17 protein-coding genes and 2 pseudogenes are annotated in these 21,426 nt (G+C 39.2%); 4 read left to right on the forward strand and 15 right to left on the reverse strand.

What is annotated here, in order from left to right; genetic code table 11:
* Positions 1-53: 53 nt before the first annotated feature.
* Both A5870_RS12690 and A5870_RS12695 read left to right on the forward strand, forming a co-directional pair.
* Positions 54-593, forward strand: a complete 540-nt coding sequence (locus A5870_RS12690) for a hypothetical protein (RefSeq protein WP_086293186.1) — start codon at positions 54-56, stop codon at positions 591-593.
* A gap of 560 nt (positions 594-1,153) precedes the next feature.
* Positions 1,154-2,581, forward strand: coding sequence for an APC family permease (locus tag A5870_RS12695; protein WP_005225272.1), 1,428 nt, complete (start codon positions 1,154-1,156; stop codon positions 2,579-2,581).
* A gap of 115 nt (positions 2,582-2,696) precedes the next feature.
* Here the strand turns inward: A5870_RS12695 and A5870_RS12700 are convergent, their stop codons facing one another.
* From A5870_RS12700 to A5870_RS12720, 5 genes are all read right to left on the reverse strand, one after another.
* A complete protein-coding gene (locus tag A5870_RS12700; RefSeq protein WP_086293189.1) occupies positions 2,697-3,335 on the reverse strand; it encodes a TetR family transcriptional regulator in 639 nt (212 codons plus the stop codon).
* Between the two features lie 47 nt (positions 3,336-3,382).
* The gene (locus A5870_RS12705) at positions 3,383-4,084 is read right to left on the reverse strand and encodes an ABC transporter ATP-binding protein (RefSeq protein ID WP_077453594.1); all 702 of its coding nucleotides are present in this window, start codon (positions 4,082-4,084) and stop codon (positions 3,383-3,385) included.
* Between the two features lie 5 nt (positions 4,085-4,089).
* A complete protein-coding gene (locus tag A5870_RS12710) occupies positions 4,090-5,166 on the reverse strand; it encodes an ABC transporter permease (RefSeq protein WP_086293191.1) in 1,077 nt (358 codons plus the stop codon).
* Between the two features lie 319 nt (positions 5,167-5,485).
* Entirely contained in the window at positions 5,486-6,445 is a 960-nt protein-coding gene (locus tag A5870_RS12715) for an L-lactate dehydrogenase (RefSeq protein ID WP_077453596.1), read from the reverse strand.
* Positions 6,446-6,538: 93 nt separating this feature from the next.
* Positions 6,539-7,507: a TDT family transporter gene (locus A5870_RS12720; RefSeq protein ID WP_086293193.1), complete on the reverse strand. Its 969-nt coding sequence runs from the start codon at positions 7,505-7,507 to the stop codon at positions 6,539-6,541.
* 150 nt (positions 7,508-7,657) lie between these two features.
* Between A5870_RS12720 and A5870_RS12725 the strand changes: the two genes are divergently transcribed.
* Complete coding sequence (locus tag A5870_RS12725) at positions 7,658-8,485, forward strand: LysR family transcriptional regulator (RefSeq protein WP_081118354.1); 828 nt, start codon at positions 7,658-7,660, stop codon at positions 8,483-8,485.
* Positions 8,486-8,569: 84 nt separating this feature from the next.
* On the opposite strand, the gene A5870_RS12730 is transcribed toward A5870_RS12725, so the two are convergent.
* From A5870_RS12730 to A5870_RS12750, 5 genes are all read right to left on the reverse strand, one after another.
* The gene (locus A5870_RS12730) at positions 8,570-8,998 is read right to left on the reverse strand and encodes a GNAT family N-acetyltransferase (protein ID WP_086293195.1); all 429 of its coding nucleotides are present in this window, start codon (positions 8,996-8,998) and stop codon (positions 8,570-8,572) included.
* Positions 8,999-9,381: 383 nt separating this feature from the next.
* On the reverse strand, positions 9,382-12,057 hold the full coding sequence (gene mngB, locus A5870_RS12735; protein WP_086293197.1) for a mannosylglycerate hydrolase: 2,676 nt from the start codon (positions 12,055-12,057) through the stop codon (positions 9,382-9,384).
* A gap of 263 nt (positions 12,058-12,320) precedes the next feature.
* Entirely contained in the window at positions 12,321-13,421 is a 1,101-nt protein-coding gene (locus A5870_RS12740; protein ID WP_015509121.1) for a PTS fructose transporter subunit IIC, read from the reverse strand.
* An 18-nt stretch (positions 13,422-13,439) separates the two neighbouring features.
* On the reverse strand, positions 13,440-13,763 hold the full coding sequence (locus tag A5870_RS12745) for a PTS fructose transporter subunit IIB (protein WP_005225262.1): 324 nt from the start codon (positions 13,761-13,763) through the stop codon (positions 13,440-13,442).
* Positions 13,760-14,221: a PTS sugar transporter subunit IIA gene (locus A5870_RS12750; protein ID WP_086293200.1), complete on the reverse strand. Its 462-nt coding sequence runs from the start codon at positions 14,219-14,221 to the stop codon at positions 13,760-13,762. Before A5870_RS12750 ends, A5870_RS12745 begins: the two co-directional genes overlap by 4 nt.
* Before the next feature lie 247 nt (positions 14,222-14,468).
* On the opposite strand from A5870_RS12750, the gene A5870_RS12755 reads away from it, so the two are divergent.
* Positions 14,469-16,403: a BglG family transcription antiterminator gene (locus tag A5870_RS12755; protein ID WP_060792678.1), complete on the forward strand. Its 1,935-nt coding sequence runs from the start codon at positions 14,469-14,471 to the stop codon at positions 16,401-16,403.
* An 82-nt stretch (positions 16,404-16,485) separates the two neighbouring features.
* Here A5870_RS12755 and A5870_RS12760 read toward each other — a convergent pair whose 3' ends face one another.
* From A5870_RS12760 to A5870_RS12780, 5 genes and pseudogenes are all read right to left on the reverse strand, one after another.
* Complete coding sequence (locus tag A5870_RS12760; protein ID WP_086293202.1) at positions 16,486-17,238, reverse strand: SpaA isopeptide-forming pilin-related protein; 753 nt, start codon at positions 17,236-17,238, stop codon at positions 16,486-16,488.
* Positions 17,229-17,993, reverse strand: coding sequence for a mucin-binding protein (locus A5870_RS12765; protein ID WP_242596038.1), 765 nt, complete (start codon positions 17,991-17,993; stop codon positions 17,229-17,231). Before A5870_RS12765 ends, A5870_RS12760 begins: the two co-directional genes overlap by 10 nt.
* A gap of 150 nt (positions 17,994-18,143) precedes the next feature.
* Positions 18,144-19,166, reverse strand: a pseudogene (locus tag A5870_RS17670) (P-loop NTPase fold protein); the annotation flags it as partial.
* A 214-nt stretch (positions 19,167-19,380) separates the two neighbouring features.
* Entirely contained in the window at positions 19,381-20,688 is a 1,308-nt protein-coding gene (locus tag A5870_RS12775) for a putative phage abortive infection protein (RefSeq protein ID WP_086293206.1), read from the reverse strand.
* Positions 20,689-20,720: 32 nt separating this feature from the next.
* Positions 20,721-21,320 (reverse strand): annotated as a pseudogene (locus tag A5870_RS12780) (tyrosine-type recombinase/integrase).
* Between the last annotated feature and the right edge of the window lie 106 nt (positions 21,321-21,426).

Below are 21,426 nucleotides of genomic sequence, written 5' to 3' on the forward strand. Positions count from 1 at the left end.
TTATTTCTCATGTATAATGAGAATGATTATCAATTAGAAAGACGGCGATTTTCATGCTTCCTCCCCAATCCAAGGTATTCTCCGTTCAAAGAATTTCTCATTTAGCACTGCTCACTACAGCGTGTATCGTTGGACGGTTGGTTTTTGTCTTTATCCCTAACGTTCAGCCTATGAGTGCCCTTTTATTTTTAGTGGCTTTTTCTTACTGCTTAACCGATGCATTGATGATTGCCTTGCTAAGTTTGCTCGGAACAAATATCTATCTAGGTATGGGTCCCTGGACGATCAGTCAATTGGCTGCACTTACTGTCACCATCGTTCTTTTTCATCAGCTTGGAAAAGTACCGATCATCAAGAAAAACCGCTTCTTGCAAGCTTTTTTTGCCTTACTTTGCGGACTTCTTTATGGCTTGATCGTTTCGTTGATGGAGGTTTGGCTTTATCAGTTTCCTTCGTTTCTTGCCTATTACCTTCAAGGACTACTGTTCGATGTCTTCCATGCCAGTGGAAACTTCGTCTTTTATCTGCTTTTATGGCCAGTGTTTGAGCGAATAACACCAACCTCCTATAAATTGGCGAAAAAAACCGAGTGATTTCGATGGAACGAAGCATTCGGCTATCTTTGTTTTCGTGTTTCTTTGAAAGAATGTTCGCGTAAAATTTTTCTTAGAAAAACAAAAAAACTACGACTACTCTCCTGCTTCCTTCACTTAAAAATCTACCCAAAAGTACCAGTGAAAAGCCTTTCGAAAGGGTTTCTTCCATCTTTATGCATCCATTCATTTAAATGAAACACTCCCTCTTTCATCCATGCCCTTGACCGAATGTAGTTGGATTTCTTTCAGATTATTAATGAATGATGATGTTTGCTTTTGCTATCATCAGAAATTTATTATTTTTTTTAAATAACAATTTAATTTTTCTTGACCAAAATAATTCAGAGGTTTATCCTAACTATGGAAAATCGACGACTGGATAAAAAAGAAGCAAGTGAAATTTTTTATTCAATTTGACCTTTGACATTTGTGAAAAAGTGCATAAGAAACTTGATAGTGATCAAGCGCTTATGGAAAGAAACTTTTTTTCTCACTAAATTTCAAAAAACGCTCTATTTTAACCAGTCAGAAAATTATTTTTTAAGAAGGAGAAAGCGATGAATGAGAAACAATTACGCTGGTATAATATTGCGCTGATGGCGTTCGTCTCTGTTTGGGGACTGGGAAATGTTGTAAACAACTACGCTCAACAAGGATTGACTGTTGTTGTTTCGTGGCTATTAATTATGGCTCTTTATTTTGTACCCTATGCATTAAGTGTTGGTCAGTTAGGATCGACCTTCAAAGAGTCCAGTGGTGGGGTCTCCTCATGGATCAAAGAAACTTCAACAAAGCGGTTGGCTTTCTTTGCTGCTTGGACTTATTGGGTCGTTCACGTGCCTTATTTGGCACAAAAACCCCAAGGAATCTTAGTATCATTGAGTTGGTTATTTAAAGGAAATGGTACATTTGTATCGACGATGGGTTCCATGGAAGTCTCGTTGATTTGTTTAGCTATTTTTCTATTCTTTTTATGGATTGCCTCTAAAGGATTGACGACCTTAAAAATGATTGGGAACATCGCCGGAACAGCCATGTTCGTGATGTCGATTCTTTTTATCCTTTTAGCAGTGACTGCTCCAGCAATGACTGGTGCTGAAATTGCTACACCAAACATGTCATCTGTTTCAACCTATATCCCTAAATTTGACTTTACTTATTTAACCACGATCTCGATGCTGGTATTTGCGGTAGGTGGCTGTGAAAAAATCTCGCCTTACGTAAATAACACAAAAAATCCTGCCAAAGAATTTCCAAAAGGCATGATTTTTTTAGCCGGTATGGTGGCATTATGTGCCTTGCTCGGCTCGATTGCTATGGGGATGCTTTTTGATGCCAACCATATTCCAGAAGATTTGATGGTCAACGGCGCTTATGAAGCCTTTCAACGACTAGGAAACTTCTACGGAATCGGCAATTTCTTTGTCATTCTTTATTCCATCGCCAATGCGTTGGCGCAAATTTCTGCGTTGGCCTTTTCAATTGATGCCCCATTGAAAATATTATTGTCTGATGCTGATTCAGAATTTGTACCAAATGGCTTAGCAAAACTAAACAAAAAAGGAACACCAGTGAATGGGTATATTATGACTGGTATCCTAGTCAGCATTTTGATCATCATTCCAGCACTAGGAATCGGCAATATGACCGAACTGTATCGTTGGTTGTTGAACTTGAATTCAGTCGTCATGCCATTGCGTTACTTATGGGTCTTCTTAGCCTTTATGCTAGTCAACAAACATGCCAATCGCTTTACTTCCGATTATAAATTCGTGAAAAACACCAAGGTTGGCTTTGGGATCGGCTTATGGTGCTTCTTGTTCACCGCCTTTGCCTGCATTTTAGGGATGGTTCCTAAGCTTGATTATGCGGCAGATCCGCAAGCTTGGTTCTTCCAATTGGCCTTAAATATCATTACGCCAATCGCCTTTCTTTTGATTGGCTTGATCTTGCCGATCATTGCGAAACGTGTAAATAAAAAATAATCATTCCCTCAAAAAAGAGGTGTCCGACAACTGTTTCAGTTGTCGGGCACCTCTTTCTTTGTAAATGAACTTCTTCGCCGCTCGCGGTATTTGGTCCATCCTCTTGTCGAAGCATTCATTCTTTTTCATTGTCCTCTTTGTTGTGCTCTTTGATTCCATACTTGATCCATTGCACCTTATAGCGAAAATCTTTGATCAGCTCTTTTGCGGTCCATTCATTCGAAATAAAATCTGTCAGACTATCCATCACGACCGCCATAATAAAGTAAAGGAAACTGACGGCTTCTTGCGTATCATGGATCGCGAAGCGATTTTCTTCCAACAGCTCCAACCACTGACGAATCATGGGCGAATCGTCAGGGATCGCATCGCGCTTCGTCCAGGCATTGCTTTGAGTACATAAGTGGATCATTTTCCAATGATCATCTTCAGGTGACCATTGACTGCACCAAGCCAAGTATTCTTCGATCCCTTTGAAAAAATCATTTTTGTTGCGATTGATAAACGTAAAAATCGCAGAATGGATTTGGTTGGAATAGTTGGTGATCGCATAGTCATAGGCATCTTCTAAGTTTTGAAAGTACTTGTAAAACGCCCCTCTAGAAATGTGCGATTTTTCGACAATGGCAGAGACCTTGACTTGACTGATGTGCTTGCTGAAAAATTCTTCTAAAAGCACGGCATCGATTTTTTCTTTTTTCTCTTGTTTTAAATGAAAAAATGTTGTACTTGGCAAGGGGTTCTCCTCCATCATTCGCAATCTACTCCCTCTATTATAAACAAATCCCTCTACTTTTCCACTCAGACTTGTGCAGTTTCTCTTGATGGGGCGTTTTGTTCGATGAGATTGCCATCTTCCATTCGGAAAATGCGATCACTCCATTGGATCATTCGCTCGTCGTGGGTGACCATGACTGTCGCTTTCTTTTTCTCATGTGCTTCTTTCACCAATAACTTCACGACTTCATACGCATGATCGGTGTCTAAGCTGGCAGTTGGTTCATCCGCTAAAATCAAGCTTGGGTCATTAAACAACGCCCTGCCGATCGCTACTCGTTGACGTTCCCCACCAGATAAATCGCGGGGAAACTTGTCTTGAAGGTCGAGAATATCTAATGAAGCAAGCAATTCATCAATCCGTTCCTTTTCCTTGGCTTTTCCTGAAACTTTGTCGACCAAATAAAATTGTTCCTTTACCGTTAGAAAAGGGATCAAATTCGAGCTTTGCAAGATAAACCCAATCTCTTTAAAACGCAACTTCCCTCGTTGCTTTTCATTTAATTGGGAAAAGTTCACCTGGTTGATGATGATCTCTCCAGATGTTGGACTTTGTAAGCCGCCAGCGATGGTCAAAAAAGTACTTTTCCCTGAACCAGAAGGGCCGATGATACTGACAAACTCCCCTTCTTGAACATGAAAATTCAGTCCTTTTAATGCCGTTACTTCCGTATGTTGCTTGCCAAATTTTTTTATAATATCCTTCATTACTAAAATGTCTTTCATCTTTGTTACCCTCCTATTGCCGTGATTGGATCGACTTTTGTGACCGTCCGAATGGAGAATAAGCCGCCTAGAACTGCCACGAGAATCAAGATGCCGCTATAAAGCAGCCATTGCTTTAATTCAAAGAAAAATGGCATGGCATCTGGTAAAAATAAACTGGTGCCGTATGCCGCCGCAAAGGCTAGGGCTACCCCGATCACACCGACCATAAATGCTTGCGCAATAATTGATTTAGCAATAAAGCTGGTCCGAATCCCTTGGGCTTTCATCACACCAAAAATCGCCGTTTTTTGTAGGGTGATCACATACATGAAAATTCCCACGATTGCCGTTGCAACAACAAACAAGAAGTAGATCATGGCGTTTAAGGTCAAGTTTTGGGCAGAAAATCCAGGAAGCTTTTCAATAAAGTCTTCCGTTGCCAACACTTTGAGCGGTGTTCCTTCTTGGTTATCGACTTTCGGATCACTTGATTTGGTCACAATGATATTGATGGGCTGCTCCTTGTCAGATGCAAATGGTTGATTAGCAAACTTCATTTTCGTCCAAGTATCGAGGGAAGTATAAATCACTGGTGACACCGTATAAGACGTTTCTGGGGTGATCCCAACGACTTTGAAGGTTTCATCTGAGCGTCCGATTTTCACTTGATCCCCGACCTTGATACCTTCTTCTGCTAAGTTTTCTGAAATCGTGATCTCATTTTCTTTTGAAAACTGCTTACCTTCTAAGACTTCTGGTAACAAGAACGCATCGTCTTGTGTACCAAAAACAGTCACATTGACTTGTTCATCGTTGACCGTGATGACACTGCTGTATAAACCAATCGGGGCTTTTTGGGTCCCTGCTACACGGTCTAAATCCCCTCTCGTCAATTGCGAAGCCGCAAATGTGTCATTCGCATCTTCTGATAAAACGATCGCGGATGAATCCCAGTCGACGATGGCCTTTTTAAAATCCCAGTTAAGTCCGGTTGCTAAGCCAGACAATATAAAAACAACATAGGCGATCAAAAACATGATTCCTACGATCAGCCCATATCTTAATTTTGAATAACGCATTTCTTTTATAGCCAGAAACATTGCTCTTTCCTCCTGTTTTCCAAATATTGACAAAGTGTCACTTTTTGAAGAATACCACACAAGGTGACACTTTGTCACTTTTTACAACTCGGAAAGTTTGTAAGGTTGATCGATCATTCTTTTTCTGTCATTCACTGAGTCTGTTTTTTTCTAAAGGAGTAAGAAAAAAGAGAGTTGAATACTGGGTGCTTCGCGTAAAATAAGCCATTTCCTTTTAACATTCTTGGCTAGATGTAAAAAAAGCATGGCCGACCGTAAATAGTCGAACCATGCTTTGGCAAAAATGAACACGAGGATTTCATTACTGGTGTTCTAGAGATCAGCTGACTTTGCTTTGTCCAATTGTGGAAATTACTGCTCGTAACTGATGACACGAAGTATCAAACTGCCGTTTTTCCTCAGGAGTAAGCGTCAATTCAATAATTTCGCGAACACCGTTTTGGTCCACAACTGCAGGAACCCCTGTGAATAAATCGTTGATGCCATATTCTCCATCAAGGTAGGAAGAAACCGGTAGAATCGCTTGCTCATCATTTAAGATCGCTCGAACGATTCTTGCGACACTCATCCCTATTCCGTAAAAAGTTGCTTGTTTTCGATCAATGATTTCATAGGCGGCATTTTTTACTCGTTCAGAAAGAACCGCTAGATCGGCAACGGTCAAACGATCCTTTTGCTTGATCAATTCTACGATCGGTTGCCCACCGATCGTTGTATGGGACCAGACAGCGACTTCCGAATCACCGTGCTCCCCAATGATATACCCATGAATATTCCGTGGATCGATGGCTAATTTTGCTGCCACTTCTTTTCGAAGTCTTGTGGTATCGAGGGTCGTTCCCGTACCAACGACACGATTGGCTGGCAAACCGGACACACGCCATGCTTGATAAGTTAAGACATCGACTGGGTTTGAAGCGATGACAAGCACGCCATCAAATCCTGAAGCCATCACTTGTTTTGTGACGCTTGCCATAATTTCGGCGTTCACATCGATCAATTCAAGCCGTGTTTGTCCTGGCTTTTGGTTGACCCCTGCGGTAATAACGACGATGTCAGCATCTTTACATTCCGAGTACTCTCCCGCCCAAACTTTGATGTTTTCTTGCCCCCATGACATACCATCTAACAAATCGAGGGCTTCTCCTTCTGCTTTGTCCCGGTTGACATCGATCAAGACCAATTCATTAATCAGTCCTTGATTGATCATGGAATACGCAATGCTCGTTCCAACGAAACCTGTTCCGACAACGACAACTTTTCTGCGTGTACTTTTCATGTGCGATCCCTTCCTTTTCTTTTCAAATACTTGTGCTATTGTTTTGCGTAGATTACGCATTTTCTTAAAAAATGGATGATCTTTTGTGCTTCCTTAGTAACTATGACCGGCAATCAGCGCTTTGGTTTGCTGATACAAATGAACAGCATATTTTCCTAACACATAGCTGACGACAATCACGGCAAAGCTTGTTTCAATAATCGTTAAGGCTTGTAGAAACCCAAATATCAGTGGGTGATTCGCAAAAAACAGCGCTGATTTGAACATAGCAGTCGCTGAAATCACAAGAGGAAACGTAAATGCCGCATAGCTTGGGTAAAAGCCGACTGCCAGCATGTTTTTCATATAAGCGACAACACAGAAATAAATCGTTTGTGACAATAACAGCATAAAGGCGACAAACCAAGCAGAGCCTTGTTCAAATACGGAAAGGTAACCTGCTAAGCAAAGAGAACCTGGCGCTGTTAAAATCGTGATCAAAGGAACTGCCGCCCGTTCCGTCAGCTTTTGATGGACGATTCGCTTTAAAATAATCGGCAAAAGCGCAAAATACAATACCAATGCGATCCAGACGATCACTTCTCCTAGCTCTTTAAAAAAGACAGCAGAAGTATTGGGAATTACGCCAATCCCGACGAAGGTAATAAACCAGCTTGGATAAATGTATTCCAGCGAAAGGTCGACAGGCAAAATATGCACGACAACAAAATAGATCATTAAAGCAAAATGTAAGCCGATAGCCCCCCACCAGAGCAGATCATTCACCACTGCATCGGGAATGACCCGTTCAAAAACAGTGGAAATCACCATCAGCGCCATCGTAAAGGTTGGCGCCACCGAAGCAACGATTGGGTTTTGTAACTCTGACATCGTGTGCTTAAATGTAAAGCATACTTTCAGAAGGAAGAGCCCCATGATGAAAATACCAAGGGTGCAAAACCCATTTCCAACCGTCTCCATTCCTTCTGAATACAATAAATTCCCCAAAGACACAGTGCCTAAAATCAAGCCACAAATCGGGATTGGCAATGAATGCAAAAAATGCTGAATCGATGTTTTCATCAACTCATCCTTTCTAAACGTATGAAAATTTCAATTAAATTTGCTTTCTTTTTTCTCTACACTTATACTATAATCACCTGATAACTATTTGTAAAATTGTACTTTTAAATACTAATTATAAATTTTATTAATAATAAAGGAGTCCGCAAAATGATTGAATTGCTCAAAACCTTCATTGTTGTTTATGAAACGAGAAACTTTAGTCTTGCCGCAAAACAGCTCTATAAAACTCAGCCAACGATCTCTTTGCAAATCCAACGATTAGAGGCGGAACTTGGCTTCAAACTTTTTGAACGTAAAGGAAAACAATTGATTTTACCCACCAGCCAAGCGGAGTTTTTGTATCCTCGTGTGGTCGAGTCTCTCCGCTCATTGTCCACTATTTTTTCGCAAGCCAAAGACGCCAAAAATTTTAAAACAGAGTGTGTGCTCGCTTGTTCGAATACCACCGCCGTTTACTTACTGCCCAGCATCATGGCACAGCTGATTGCAGAATTTCCAACATTTGCCTTTGAAATCAAAATCATGAATTCGCAAGAAGTGATCGATGCCGTCGAATCAAACAAAGCCCATATCGGCCTGATTGAAAAATCAATCGTTTCGCCATTGATCCAAAAAGAATTCGTTTATCGTGATGAATTGGTGTTAGCAGGCAACCTCGCTTCTGATTTTTGGGTCTTGCGGGAAAATGACTCGGGGATGTACTACATTAACGAAACCTATCTATACGCACAGCACCTAAATCCGCAAATCATCAAAGCCAATAACAGTGAAGTGATTTTGTCCCTACTAAAACAAAACATCGGCAAATCGATCATTTCGAAACTCTCATTACCAGAAGAGTTGCCTTGGCAGGAACTTGATCCAGAGTACCGCTATCGTGATCTTTTTATCATTCAGAATCGTCAGCGTGTGACACCGGAAACCGGAGAGGTTTATGAGGAGATTAAACGACTGTTGTTGGCTTTGATTCCATAAATATTAGTCTTTTGAACCAATTAAAGTGAATACAAAAAAAGACGCTGAAGAGTCGTTTGTCACTCCTCCAGCGTCTTTGTATTTTTATAATTCCTTGATAAACCGTTTCTGTTCATGACTGCTGTGGTAGCCATGGTTTTCATAAAACCTGTGGGCAGCATGGCGTTTGACATTCGAATTTAATCGAATGCCTTGCATTCCTCGCTGTCGGGCTTCTTCTTCAATTGCCGACAGTAGTTCCCCCCCAACCCCTTGCTTTTGCACTTGATCGTCCACTACCAAACCTAGGACATTAAAAAATCGCCCGGCAGAATAAACTGTTGAATACGGCTGTGCTTCAATCATTCCAACTGCTTTTCCCCCTATTTCAGCGACCAGTAAGAGATGGTCCTCCTCAGCTAAGATCCTCTTTAAACCCTCGATCAATACTTCTTCTTCGATTGGATAGCCTAGTACTTTCGACAAATGAGTTAGTTCTTTATGATCAGACAATGCTGCGGCTCTAATTTTCATGATATTCTCCTGTCTTGCAGCTTTTGACTCAACTATATTTTTAGAATGCTTATTTGTCAAGAAAGCCCGTTCTGCGCCGATGATGTGAAATACCAAAAACTACATAAACTGAGATTGAAATAAGAATTAAAAGAAAACCGACAAGCTGCCTTCTGACTTTCCTCCTTTCGTGCAACTCGTACAGAGGAGAGATTTTTGCACAGCTTGGAAAGGATGGCTTAGGTATACATTCGCTATTGGCATTTAACCTACAAAGATTCTCGTCTGTTTCGCATTAGTATTAAAAAAGGCTCGTAAATACTTTGATAAGACTTACGAACCTTTTTCACTTTTCTATGACACAAGCGGACTCGCCGCTTCGCGTGACTTTTTCTCAGTAGTGATTACTCAACATACAATGTCACAAATTTTGCATGGCCTATCTTTTCAAGAGTGACTACATTCTTTTCCACAACAAGTGCTTCTTTTGTAGCTTCTTTTAAATCGACTGTTTCTACTACGTTCACTGGATGGTTGAATGTGATCGTCGCGTGTCCTCCTTCATCTAAAAGCCCATTGTATAGACGCAAAATATAACCTGGACGATCTTCGGCTTTTTTCAATACACTCAGGGTCAAATTGCCATTGATCTCAAAAAGACTAAAGTTTGCCGGTAAGGTTGGTTCAACCGGTCCTAAAGTAAATATCAAGCGGGAATTCAGGAATTCTGCGGATTGATAAAGAGTGATCGGTGTTATTGCTTGTTTGGCACTCTGTGCAACATTTGCTTGATCAAATCCTTGAGCAAAGTAAGCAACAGAGAAATCAAAATGCATCGTTTTGTGGCACTGCGCAGCTGGTGTCGCAATCACTGATTCTCCTGAAGCACGCCCTGGTCGATACAGTAGATTCTCTTTCCCCATGAAGCCATAGGTTCGGAAAATCGTTAAGCGAATCGTATCAAACGCTTTCCCTACGATCTCATATTCACGTACACCCTTGGGCATGACTGCTACGCCATGGGATGCATCGAATAAACCGACAAACGATTGACAAGTTTCTATGGCGATCGGCTGCTCATTCCATTGCTCTTTATTGGCTTCCCAAAGAGCCATTTCTTTTTCAAAAACAACGGGGCGCTGCAACGTACCAAACTGTTGGTCAGCCAGCGAAAATTTCGAGGCAATTCCGGTATCAAATAGCACACATACCCGATGACTATCCACTTGTTGGTTTTCAACCGTTAAGTTGAAATCAATTTGTTGCGATTGTTTTTTCAACACGATCGTCAATTGGATCGGCAGTGAAGCCGAGACCTTCTTTTCTGCACGTTCAGCTAAATCCTTCGGAACCCTCAGCGTGAATGCCACATCAATCTTTTGGTAGATTGCTGATTGCTGAATCGAGATCGTTGGTTGCGCATCAATTGATGAAATCACAAAATCTTTCACAGGTGGTGAATAATTGAATGAATCACCATCGTCGCCATTTTCTTCAATGATCCCTTGATTTTGATAAAGTACCTGATTGGTTTTATCTAGAATATCCAACGAGCCATTGCTATTGACAGTGATCTGATAGTACTCATTTTCGATCGTATTGGTTGTAATCTCTTGCAATGGTGCGCTTGTATCACCTTTTAAATCAATTGTCAGCTGGGTATACCCCATACTCGGCACGTCAGTCGTTTCTATGGCAATTTTTGCTTTAAAGACTTTCTCCGGCAAATAGATCTCCTTGACTGGATCTAATATGTTCCCCTGATTCAACACATACTCCGTTTGATCGGTAAGCTCTAAAATCGTATAAGGTAACGCCTGTCCTGACTGGTCAAGGATCGCAAATTCTTTTTGCGGCAAATAGACCTCTGCTTCGATCACCCCATTACGTTTTGTGTCATAGGTATTGAAAAGCGTAAAAGTAATTTCTTTTGCTTGTGGGTTGTTGATTGCAGTAGAAATCTGTCGTAACGTCAATTCGACAAGATTCATGGAAATATCTCGCGCTTGCTTATAGCGCATATAGATATCTTCGTTGGTCGTATCAGAAACACAAGAACCAATCGAATCATGCGCCGCATTTTCAAACATTAACTTCCAAATCTCTATGACTGTTTCCACAGGGTACTCAAATCCTAATTGCATAGCCATTGTTAAGATAGGCTCCATGACATTGACTAAGTAATGTTGGATCTGAGTGTTCATCGCCTTCAAATCAGGACGTGAAGAAAAAATCGTTTTGTGGATTCGCATCAATTTGCCGTTGATCAGTTCACCAGCGATTTCTTCCAACTCAGGATGTCGTGCTTTGACCGCAGCAATGTATTTTTCAATCGTTGAAAATTGTAACTCATACTCATCCTGATACAGTTGATTCATTCGATCAACTAATTCTGGAAGATTTTCTCTAACTGGTGCTTGGTCGAAACCATTTGGAAAATACACTTGGTCCGTTGCACTGCGTCCCCAAGTCGTTTTAAACGGTTCTTGATGTAAGAACTCTGCTAATTCTGCTTCTCGTTCAGGAATGGCACCGCCAATGTAGTACCCACTTGGGATCTGGTAAACATTGACCACAGAACCATCTTCTCCACGCCATTTGTACTCTGTGTGTTTAACATCGTCATCACTGACACCGCGCCAAAACATCGTGTCAGTGATACCAAACTCTCGATAGATTTGTGGCATACTAGCTGCTTGTCCGAAAGAATCTGGCACATAGCCGACATTCATGTAGGTTCCGAATGCTTCACAAATTTTCATGCCATATAACATATTTCGAACAATGCTTTCTCCCGAGATCACTAATTGATCGGTTTGTGTGTACCATGGGCCAATGATCAATTTCCCTTGTTGAACAAGTTGTTGAATCCTTTCTTTGTCCTGTGGGCGCCATTTCAAGTAATCATCTAACAGAGAAGCCTGTCCATCTAAAATGAAACTTTCATAAGGATCATCCTTTTCTAGTTGTTCAATGACGTTTTTTAGATCGTGCATCAAATAGATTTTCGAGCGACTCGTCGTAAAATACCATTCGCGATCCCAATGACTGTGGGGTACGACATGTACTGTTTTTTTCATTCAATCATTCCTCTCCCGTGATTAAAAAAGGCACGTAACGATGGGTGTCGTTCGTGCCTATTAATTTTTCTCAATTTTTTTACCATCTAGTACGCGTAATTTGATCCTTACATAAATGCTTCGAATTTTGAAAATCATTTCTCTTCAAATACTCTTGTTTTCTTCCCCAAGTCTTGTCCTTGTCAGATACCTTAAAGCGTTCTTGAAAAATCACCTGCTCGTGCCTTTTCTTTTGCTACTATTTAGCTAATCAGCCTTGTTGCTTAATTTTCAAAGCTCACTTCAATATCATCGAGGGCAATATCTTCTGTTTGTTCTTCTTGCTTATTGAAATTCACGAATAAAGGCGCAACAAAACCGATGAAGGCTGCTCCTGCAAATAGTCCAATCAAATACGCCCAACCGTTTCCAACAGTGAAGAAGCCGTAGATTCCCCCAACTGGCGGCATTTTGTCATACATTCCTAATGCAATCCCCAAACCAGAAGCGATTGCACCTCCCAACATGTTGATCGGCACAAGCCGTAATGGATTGACTAATGTAAACGGAATTGCTCCTTCTGTGATTCCGATGAACCCCATAATAAAGTTATTACGCCCAGCATCCAGTAGCTCTTTGTTGAATCGATTTTTGTGGAACAAAGTTGCTAAGGCATATCCAAATGGTACCGCACAAATCGCAACGTTCACGATGATGGCTGGTAAATAGACTCCTTCCGCTAGTAACACATTTCCTGCCATCCAAGCAGCTTTGTTTACAGGTCCCCCTAAGTCAGAGCCAATCATTGCCCCCATGATGACTGCCAGTAAAATTTTGTTAACGTCATTTTCAATCATGGTTCGGATCCATTCAACCAAACTAGTATTGATCCACGCCAATGGCTCAGAGAGTAAAGCGCCCATGACGATTGCTACGGACAATGTAGCAATCAAAGGTAAAATTACCAGCGGCATCACACCAGCAAACGACTCCGGTAATTTGATATGTTCTTTCGCCCACTTCACTAAGTATCCTGCTAAGAACCCAGCAATAACTGCCCCTAAAAACCCAGCATTGGTACTAGAAGCGACCGCACCACCGATAAAGCCGGCACCTAGTGCAGCCTTATCTCCAACAGAATACGCGATAAAACCAGCCAAGACAGTATTGATCAAGCCGATTCCTGTCCACCCTACTTGTTCAATCAAATAAAGCGCATGTTTAAAGCCTTCCGTGTCAGCATATGGATCTAAGCTTGTGATTCCCATACCAAGAGCAATCATTTTCGGAATGGCAACAACCAGTGAAGCACCAATAATCAATGGCAGTACAAAACTAATTCCACTCATCAAGTGGCCTTTTAAATCTGCTAGAACTCTTTTCATCATCCTTGCCTCTTTCCTTTAGTTTGCGTTTCTTTGTTCAACAGCAGCGACACATTTCTTCAGCACAGCTTCCGGTGCTTTGATACACGTATTGATATTTACTCGAATTTGCGGTTTCCCTTCAAACCGTTCCATCCCAACAACTTTTTGGTCAGTCGCTAAAAGCAAGAAATCTGCTTCTTTTGCTTCGGCTGCAGTGATCTCATTGACTTGTCCTAACGAACCTTGCTGTTCGATCTTGACCTCATAGCCCAGTTTCACACCTGCTTTTTCTAAAGCTTTTGCCGCCATCGGTGTATGTGCCAATCCTGCTGGACAGGCGGAAATTCCTACTATTTTCATACAATTTTCTCTCCCATCATTTCCTTTTTGATCAATTCTGCTAAATAAGCTTTGTCTTCTGATTGTTGAATCTGCTGAATGAATGTCTCTTCAAGCAATGCAGTTGCTAGGCGACTCAACATTTGCAGATGCACCGTTCCTTCATCTTTTTTAGGAACCATCAAAGCAAACACATTTTTGACTGTCGAATCATCGAAAGTTTCCCATTCGATGGCTTGCTCTAAACGAATGAACAAAACGGTCGGTTCCAAAACCGGTTCAGCTTTTGCATGTGGAATAGCAAAGCCTTCTTGTAAGCCGGTTGAATATTGTGCTTCCCGTTCAATGAATGCCGCACATGTATCTGCTGCATTGGTAACGATCCCTGATTCATAGGCATGATGCGCAATTACGTGAAACAGTTCTTCTTTTGATGTAACAGCCACATTCAAGAGAATATTTTTTTCCTGAAAATCCATCTCATCTGCTCCTTTCCTTTATCATGAAACCATTAGCGTAATTCCTGTGGTTTATTTTCTGTACACGTTTAATTTACGGTTTCTAATTCACGATGTAAACACAACAAATTTCCAATTCAAGTGGCAATCATTAGTAAAGCGTTTTCCAAAATGATTGCCAACTCTTCTGGAAATTTTCGGTACTGGTGAAGCATTTCATTCTTATTCTTTCTATTGTATGATGAGAAAGAGCACGGAGGTGAAACAAGTGTCAAAACTTGCTTATCAACGATTAGATGATCTAATGGAAGTATTAACTAGACAAACGGCGCCGCTACCAATGAAGGAGTTAACAAAAAGCTTCTCGATTTCTGAGCGAACGGTTCGGACCGACATTGCAAATTTGAATGATTTGTTAACAAATGTGGGTGCCTCCATCAAGTTGATTCGAGGGCAAGGCTATTTGTTGTCTATTGGTTCAAAAGAACGATTTCATGACTGGTGGACTGAAAGTATGTCGACTACCGAGTCCTTTCTAACTACGAGTGAAGAACGACAAGCCTATCTACTTTTCCTTTTATTTAAGAATGAAAACCCTTTATCCTTAGATGATTTTCTTGATCGATTATTTATTAGTAAAAACACCTTTTACTCATACTTAAAAACGGCTCGAGACAATTTAGCGACCTATCAATTAAAAATAGTAAATCGTCCAAATATTGGCTTTGAAGTCTTGGGTAACGAATTCGCCAAGCGACAAGCAATCAGTGATCTTTTGATTGAAAAAGATCTCCAAGAGTATTTGGTGGGTTTTACGGAAATGGAACTTGAGTTGTTTGATACGATTGATCTGACCCGCTTGCAAGAATTGTCATTAAATCATCTGGCGCCCTTAGACTTGTTAGACTCTGACTACTATCATAAAAACATTCTTTCTCATTTTGCTTTAGCAATCAGTCGCTTTATAGCTGGCCATCAGATCAACGAATTTCCCTTGCACGTGCCCGCGCTCAAAGAAGACGCCCAGAAAGTTGTTGGTCACTTCTTAGAAGAAATCGATCATGCATTTGATATACAATTGACTGCTGGAGAAAAACAATACTTCATTTACTATCTTGCGATGAATGCACCACGTTTAGTTGAAACAGGCGATGCAAGCGATTCTTCCACGAAAACTGCGAAAGCCATTGTGGAAGAATTATTAACTGCGATCAAACAGACGTCAAACTATGCGTTAGAGACAGACAAGATGCTAATAGACGATTTGACATCTCATATTGAGGGCTTTATCAACATGAATCTAATGGATGCACGCCGTAGCAATCCATTGCTGGCAACGATCAGAAAATCTTTTCCACAGGCTTATGATTTATGTTTGACTCATTTAGAAACGGTAAGCCTGAAACACGGTTTTTATTTTTCTCCTGATGAGATCGGCTATATCGCTTTGCACATCGCAGGTGCTATGGAAAGGAGTTCCATCAGAAATCATCATAAACATCGCGTCATCCTTGTTTGCGGAACCGGTCGAGCCATGAGTCGTATTATTGAAGCAAAAATTATCAAGCACTATCAAGAAACGATCGAAGTCGTTGATCGCTTTTCTTACGTCGAGCTACAACAATGTGATCTTTCTGCCATTGATTTTGTGATCACAACCGTTCCATTAGAACAGTTCTCGGTTCCTTCTATTTACATCAACATGGCCAAGCTAGATAAAGAAATTGGCAAAATCGAACCGTTCATTGAAACGCTCAGTGAATCAAAAGATGGTATCTATTCATTGTTTCAAAAAGCATTTTTTCTTCATGAAAATCATGCAGATAAAGAAACCTTACTAAAGAAAATGGCGCAGCAACTGTACCAAAAAGATTTTGTGCCCCAAGATTTTTATGACAGTGTGAAAAAACGAGAAGCAATCAATCAGACCAATATTAACGAGTGGCTTGCTATCCCCCATCCCATGACCTTGATGGCAAAACGCTCAGCCGTTTCAGTGGCGATCATTCCTGACGGCGTTGATTGGGGAAATGGTGATTTGGTTAAATTCGTCTTTCTCTTTGCGATTCAAAAAGACGAATATGAAGATACCGAAGAAATCTATAGTCTTTTATTAGAGTTGATGGATCGTGAAGATATTCAACAAGCAATCCTGCAAAATAGTGACTATCACCACTTTTTGAGCTGTATAAAGCAATTATAAAAGGAGCTGGGGAATCCAGCTCCTTTTGTTGATATGACTAATCTTATTTGATAGCTCTTTTTCTCATTCATAGTATGCAAGATTAAGATTGTTTCTTGACCTTTAAAATTTTAAATATCATTAACAAGATGAAACCAATAATACAAAACAATCCAACGAGAACATATCGTTGATCTGCAGTTTCTCCTGTCTTAGGCAGAGCAGCACTGTCTGATTTTTTTATCCTTTTATTTTCTTTTTCTAACACTTTTGGCTTCGATATATTAGTGGAGCGATCATTTATTGAAAATTTGATCGGTGTTTTATCAATTTGATAACCACTCGGTGCTTTGGTTTCAATCAACTGATACTCTCCTACTTCTAAATTACTTATCTCAACCTTTCCATCTTTGCTCGTAACTATGTTTTTTTGTACAATATTTCCTTTCGAATCTTGCAGCTCAAACTCTGCATTTGCCAGTAGTTTTCCTGTTTCGCTGTCTACTTTTTTCAGAGTTACTTTCCCAAGTTTTGGTGATACATAAGTATTCTTGAAAATAATCGATTCTTGGTACGCTGGACTTGCCACTAATTGTCCAGATTGGTCTTCCACATTTACGGTTACATGGTATTCTGTTTGGTCATAGGTGATCGTGCTATCTGTCCCTGCGACTTCTCGGATCGTATACTTGTATGTGCCTGCTTGGTCATAGTCGATTGCATCGAAGTAAATTTTTCCGTTGGCATCATTGCTCTTGGTTTGGAGCACTTCCCCTTGTTCGTCCAACAGCTGGAATTGAAATTCATCCGCACTTAGTGCTTTGCCAGTCAATTCTTTACTTGCTTCTAGAACCACACTTCCTTTTGCGGGATTGTAGCTATTTTTAAAAACAGCACTGCCTTCATATAATGGATCGTTTGTTTGACTTCTTTGGTTTCCGTAGATTCAATCATGTTTGGCGAATAAGTGATAGTCACTTCGCGATCTTTGTCCTCTGCTGTCAAACCTGTGACTTCCTCAATGCTTGTTTTGTCTGCGTGATAGTTCTTGATTTCAGGACTTTTCACTTCATCAAACGTTGTATCATCATCTTTGGCTTGCCATTCTCCATAGGTATTTTCCCCTGTTGCTTCATTCGTTGTCACTGTGCGTGTGAACGTGACCGTGTCTACATTGTCTGACGCGGCTTCTTTGCCGTCTTCATACATATAATGGATCGTTTGTTTGACTTCTTTGGTTTCCGTAGATTCAATCATGTTTGGCGAATAAGTGACAGTCACTTCGCGATCTTTGTCCTCTGCTGTCAAACCTGTGACTTCCTCAATGCTTGTTTTGTCTGCGTGATAGTTTTTGATTTCAGGACTTTTCACTTCATCAAACGTTGTATCATCATCTTTGGCTTGCCATTCACCAAAAGTTTTGTCACCTGTTGCTTCATTCGTTGTCACTGTCCGTGTAAAAGTCACAGTGTCCGTCTTGTCTGACGCGGCTTGTTTACCGTCCTCATTAACATAATGGATCGTTTGCTTGACCTCTTTGGTCTCCGTAGATTCGATCATGTTTGGCGAATAAGTGACAGTTACTTCAAGATCTTCTGATTCTGCAGTCAACTCATGACAGATGTAATAAGTTATCTCTCATAGTAGAATCAAAATTTTCAAACCTACTTCTAATGAAATGGAAAAAATCGTCATTAAAAGATTCTACTCCTTTTATATTCTTTCTCAGAAGTTCCGAATCTTTTAATATCTCTTCACAGTCTACAATGGATAAGCTAGAGATACTTTCATAAATAAAATAGCCCTCAGGATTATCAATGAAGCATTGGGGATAATTTTGATTATATTCAAGTATATCTGAAAGTAAGTCTTCAGTTTTTTTTGGTAACTACGTGTAGGATTTTTTTCATCATTCTTATATTTTTGATACTCCACAGATCCTAAAAATTTTTTTGATTTAAGGGTATCTTTGTACTTATCTGGATAAAATAAGTACAAATAAATAATTGCCAATTGTTGTTCAATTTGTGTATGTCCTAGCTTCTTGTATTTTATTAATTCTTGTTTTAGGTAAAAACTAAATTGATCTAAGTCACGTAAATTTCTATTATCTTCTATAAATATTGTTGCTAAGCTTTCTTTAATTTCTAAATCAAAGATAGTACCCAATCTTTCAAAATAGTCTCCCCAAATTTTTTGAGGATGTAAAACATAAGGAAGTTCAACCCTTTGATCAATAATCTTTCTTAGATAGTCATTTTCATTATTAATTATATTCTCAAAATCACCTACAAAAACAATAGGAAGTTTATTATTTAATACATTGAAAAGCTTATATGCACTTTTTTGAGTGTCAGGAGAAATGCGATCAAAATCATCAATAATTAATACTTTATTTCTACATAAATAACTTCCGATACACGAATCGTATAATGCAGTATAGAATCTATCACTATTAAATTTAAGCAATTGCCAGACTGAAACAAACAATGCAATTATAGTAATTGGTAGTCTGAACGTTTGTATTAAAAATTTCTGCCCAAGTCCCAAATCAAACGCGGGTGTCATTAAAATTGAGATTACAACTGAGGAAATAATAGCCATTCTAAAAAGAAGATAAATTTTTCGGTTAATTCTAGAAGCTGCTATGTGAATAGTAGATCTATCATCTTTTAAGTTCCATAGGTCAAGAAAGATAAACTTTTTTTGTGATCTCCAATTTCTCTTTTTTCTTTCAATTTTTTCTACATTTTCTAGAAAGGTTGTTTTTCCGGAACCCCATGGACCATTTAAAAAATATGTTTTTTTCTGTTCAAGTAATTCTAAGAATTTTTTTCAGCTTGTGAAGTATCAATTAAATCTATAAACGTTAGTTCACTTTTCATAAAATCATCTTTATCATCCATTCTATCTCCACTTTTCCTTTCCTCAAAAATTGATAACAGTTCAACGAATTGGTGCGTATTTTTTGTTCTTAATATGCTCTATTCCACAATTACTATAGAATTTTTACGCAAAATTTCTGCATGTTTTTTAAATCTTCTTCCCCCCATATAAGCGACTCTTTTTGGAAAAAATACGCCTTATAAAAACTGCTCAATTCATCCTGTTCACCAAAAAATGACGTCTCTAATAGTTCATTATTCAAAGTAGCACCTCTATCGGCATAATAGGCAAAATAATACAGAATAACTAACTGTATCTCACTGATATTTGCTCGTAAGAAACTGATGTAATCTCTTTTTAATCCTTCATTTTCTTCTTCATCTACATTTGCATGGATATAGCTTAAAATTCTTAAAATCATAGAAAAGAAGGAGTCAATCGAAGCGTAATATCCATTGATAGAGTTTTCAATAGCAACTTTTTTATATTGTAATTCTAATAAATTCAAATTGCTAGTATCCGTGTAAGGCAATAGTTTTCCTATAAATTTTTCCAAATTCTTTTTTGATTTTGAATCAAGGAAATCGACTCTGGAAACAGCTTGTAATTCATTAATTAGCTTATTTAAATTGTAATTAAGCGTTTGTGGTCTTTCTGCAAACCTTTTATTTTTAATATTTTGAATTAAATCATCCTCAATCATAAAAACTACTTGTAGCATATCGATTTCTGGTTTGATACCTTCATAGTCTTCCTCACCTACATGAAATTTATGAAGATATGCTGTCTGGTTTATGTAATCTTTCCTGATAGCACTTAAACAATCTAGAACATTCTGAGAATATTGTGTTTTTCTGGAATTAAAATCAATATCGAATTCTTTAATCATGTTCTCCAAAATTGAAATTAATTCATCACTAGACTCATATAATTTATCGATTCCCATTCTTCTTAATTCCAAAACACTATTATCAAAAATACTTTCTCTTAATTCTTCAAAATGGTTATTATCTTTCAAGAGTGTGTTCTTTTGATCATTAAAAAGCAATAACAAGTTAAAGAAGGTATTATCTACTTGCTCTGATTTTCTAGCCTTTCTCTCTTCTTCTAGCTCTTTATCTCTAGCTAAAATTTGTAATTCAAAGCGCTTCTTATCTTCTGCTAACTCTTTATTTTTAGCTTTTGTCTCCTTGTCAAAACGCTCCTTATCATTGGACAACTGGATTTGAATCACGATTAAGGCTCCTACGACTCCAATAATAGATCCAAGATATCCACCCCAAAAACCTAACCATCCATCATCTGATCCATTATTCATGGTGTCCCAATTAATAAGCACTTGAATAAATAAAGGGATTAGGACAAGTGTAACCAACAAAGCCCACGCTACAAATTTTTTATTTTTTTTCAAAAATTCCATTACATTTCTCCACTTTCCATTGTTAACTCGAATTATAGATCTAAACTTTTCACTGCGGTATCTTTATCTTCTTGCGTGATCCCTATGTAACGTAACGTTTCACGCTGGGAGGAATGGTTAAGCAGCGATTGAATGATTTCTGTTTTGGTTCCTTGCTTGTAGAGAAAGTAGCCAAACGTTTTCCGCATCGAATGCGGCCCAATATCTTTTAACCCGATTGCAGTTCCAGCATCATGAATGATTCGCCAAAGACTTTGGCGATTGAGCGGTTCGTTTGTTCCTTTGCGACTTGGAAACAAGTAGTGATCAAATTCCTGCTGAAGGAGCTGCTCCGGAAATTCTTGCTGCACATATTCTAAAATCGTTTTTCGCAATTTATTGGAAATGTACACCGAATTGTGTTTCGCCGTTTTTTGTTCCTTCATTGATAGTCGATCTTTTACCACTACTTAGCCACGAGTAATTTCTAACACATCGGCCAGTTTTAATTGACGCAAATCAGAAATTCGATACGCCGTATTGATCCCGATTGAAAAAAGAACCAAATTTCGTTGGCCATATTTTCCTGAAGCCAAAATTGCTTTCATGGCATCGATCTTTTTTTTGTCTCGAATAGGTTCAACTGTCTTCATTTTCTCTCTTCCTTCTAATAAGACTTAATCCCATTACAACATGTAATATGTCTTATTTAAAACGAGTGAAAGAAAAAGGCTCAAAAAGAAACGTGCATTTCTCTTA

Source organism: Enterococcus sp. 2G9_DIV0600, from assembly GCF_002140615.1.
GTDB lineage: Bacteria > Bacillota > Bacilli > Lactobacillales > Enterococcaceae > Enterococcus_D > Enterococcus_D innesii.

Excerpts from the sequence above, each read along its gene's own strand:
- A5870_RS12745 (WP_005225262.1), bottom strand. The coding sequence starts at position 13,763 with ATGAAAATAGTAGGAATTTCCGCCTGTCCAGCAGGATTGGCACATACA.
- A5870_RS12720 (WP_086293193.1), bottom strand. The coding sequence starts at position 7,507 with ATGAAAACATCGATTCAGCATTTTTTGCATTCATTGCCAATCCCGATT.
- A5870_RS12690 (WP_086293186.1), top strand. The coding sequence starts at position 54 with ATGCTTCCTCCCCAATCCAAGGTATTCTCCGTTCAAAGAATTTCTCAT.
- A5870_RS12710 (WP_086293191.1), bottom strand. The coding sequence starts at position 5,166 with ATGTTTCTGGCTATAAAAGAAATGCGTTATTCAAAATTAAGATATGGG.
- A5870_RS12730 (WP_086293195.1), bottom strand. The coding sequence starts at position 8,998 with ATGAAAATTAGAGCCGCAGCATTGTCTGATCATAAAGAACTAACTCAT.
- mngB (WP_086293197.1), bottom strand. The coding sequence starts at position 12,057 with ATGAAAAAAACAGTACATGTCGTACCCCACAGTCATTGGGATCGCGAA.
- A5870_RS12715 (WP_077453596.1), bottom strand. The coding sequence starts at position 6,445 with ATGAAAAGTACACGCAGAAAAGTTGTCGTTGTCGGAACAGGTTTCGTT.
- A5870_RS12700 (WP_086293189.1), bottom strand. The coding sequence starts at position 3,335 with ATGATGGAGGAGAACCCCTTGCCAAGTACAACATTTTTTCATTTAAAA.
- A5870_RS12705 (WP_077453594.1), bottom strand. The coding sequence starts at position 4,084 with ATGAAAGACATTTTAGTAATGAAGGATATTATAAAAAAATTTGGCAAG.
- A5870_RS12740 (WP_015509121.1), bottom strand. The coding sequence starts at position 13,421 with ATGAAAAGAGTTCTAGCAGATTTAAAAGGCCACTTGATGAGTGGAATT.
- A5870_RS12750 (WP_086293200.1), bottom strand. The coding sequence starts at position 14,221 with ATGGATTTTCAGGAAAAAAATATTCTCTTGAATGTGGCTGTTACATCA.
- A5870_RS12725 (WP_081118354.1), top strand. The coding sequence starts at position 7,658 with ATGATTGAATTGCTCAAAACCTTCATTGTTGTTTATGAAACGAGAAAC.
- A5870_RS12775 (WP_086293206.1), bottom strand. The coding sequence starts at position 20,688 with ATGGAATTTTTGAAAAAAAATAAAAAATTTGTAGCGTGGGCTTTGTTG.
- A5870_RS12695 (WP_005225272.1), top strand. The coding sequence starts at position 1,154 with ATGAATGAGAAACAATTACGCTGGTATAATATTGCGCTGATGGCGTTC.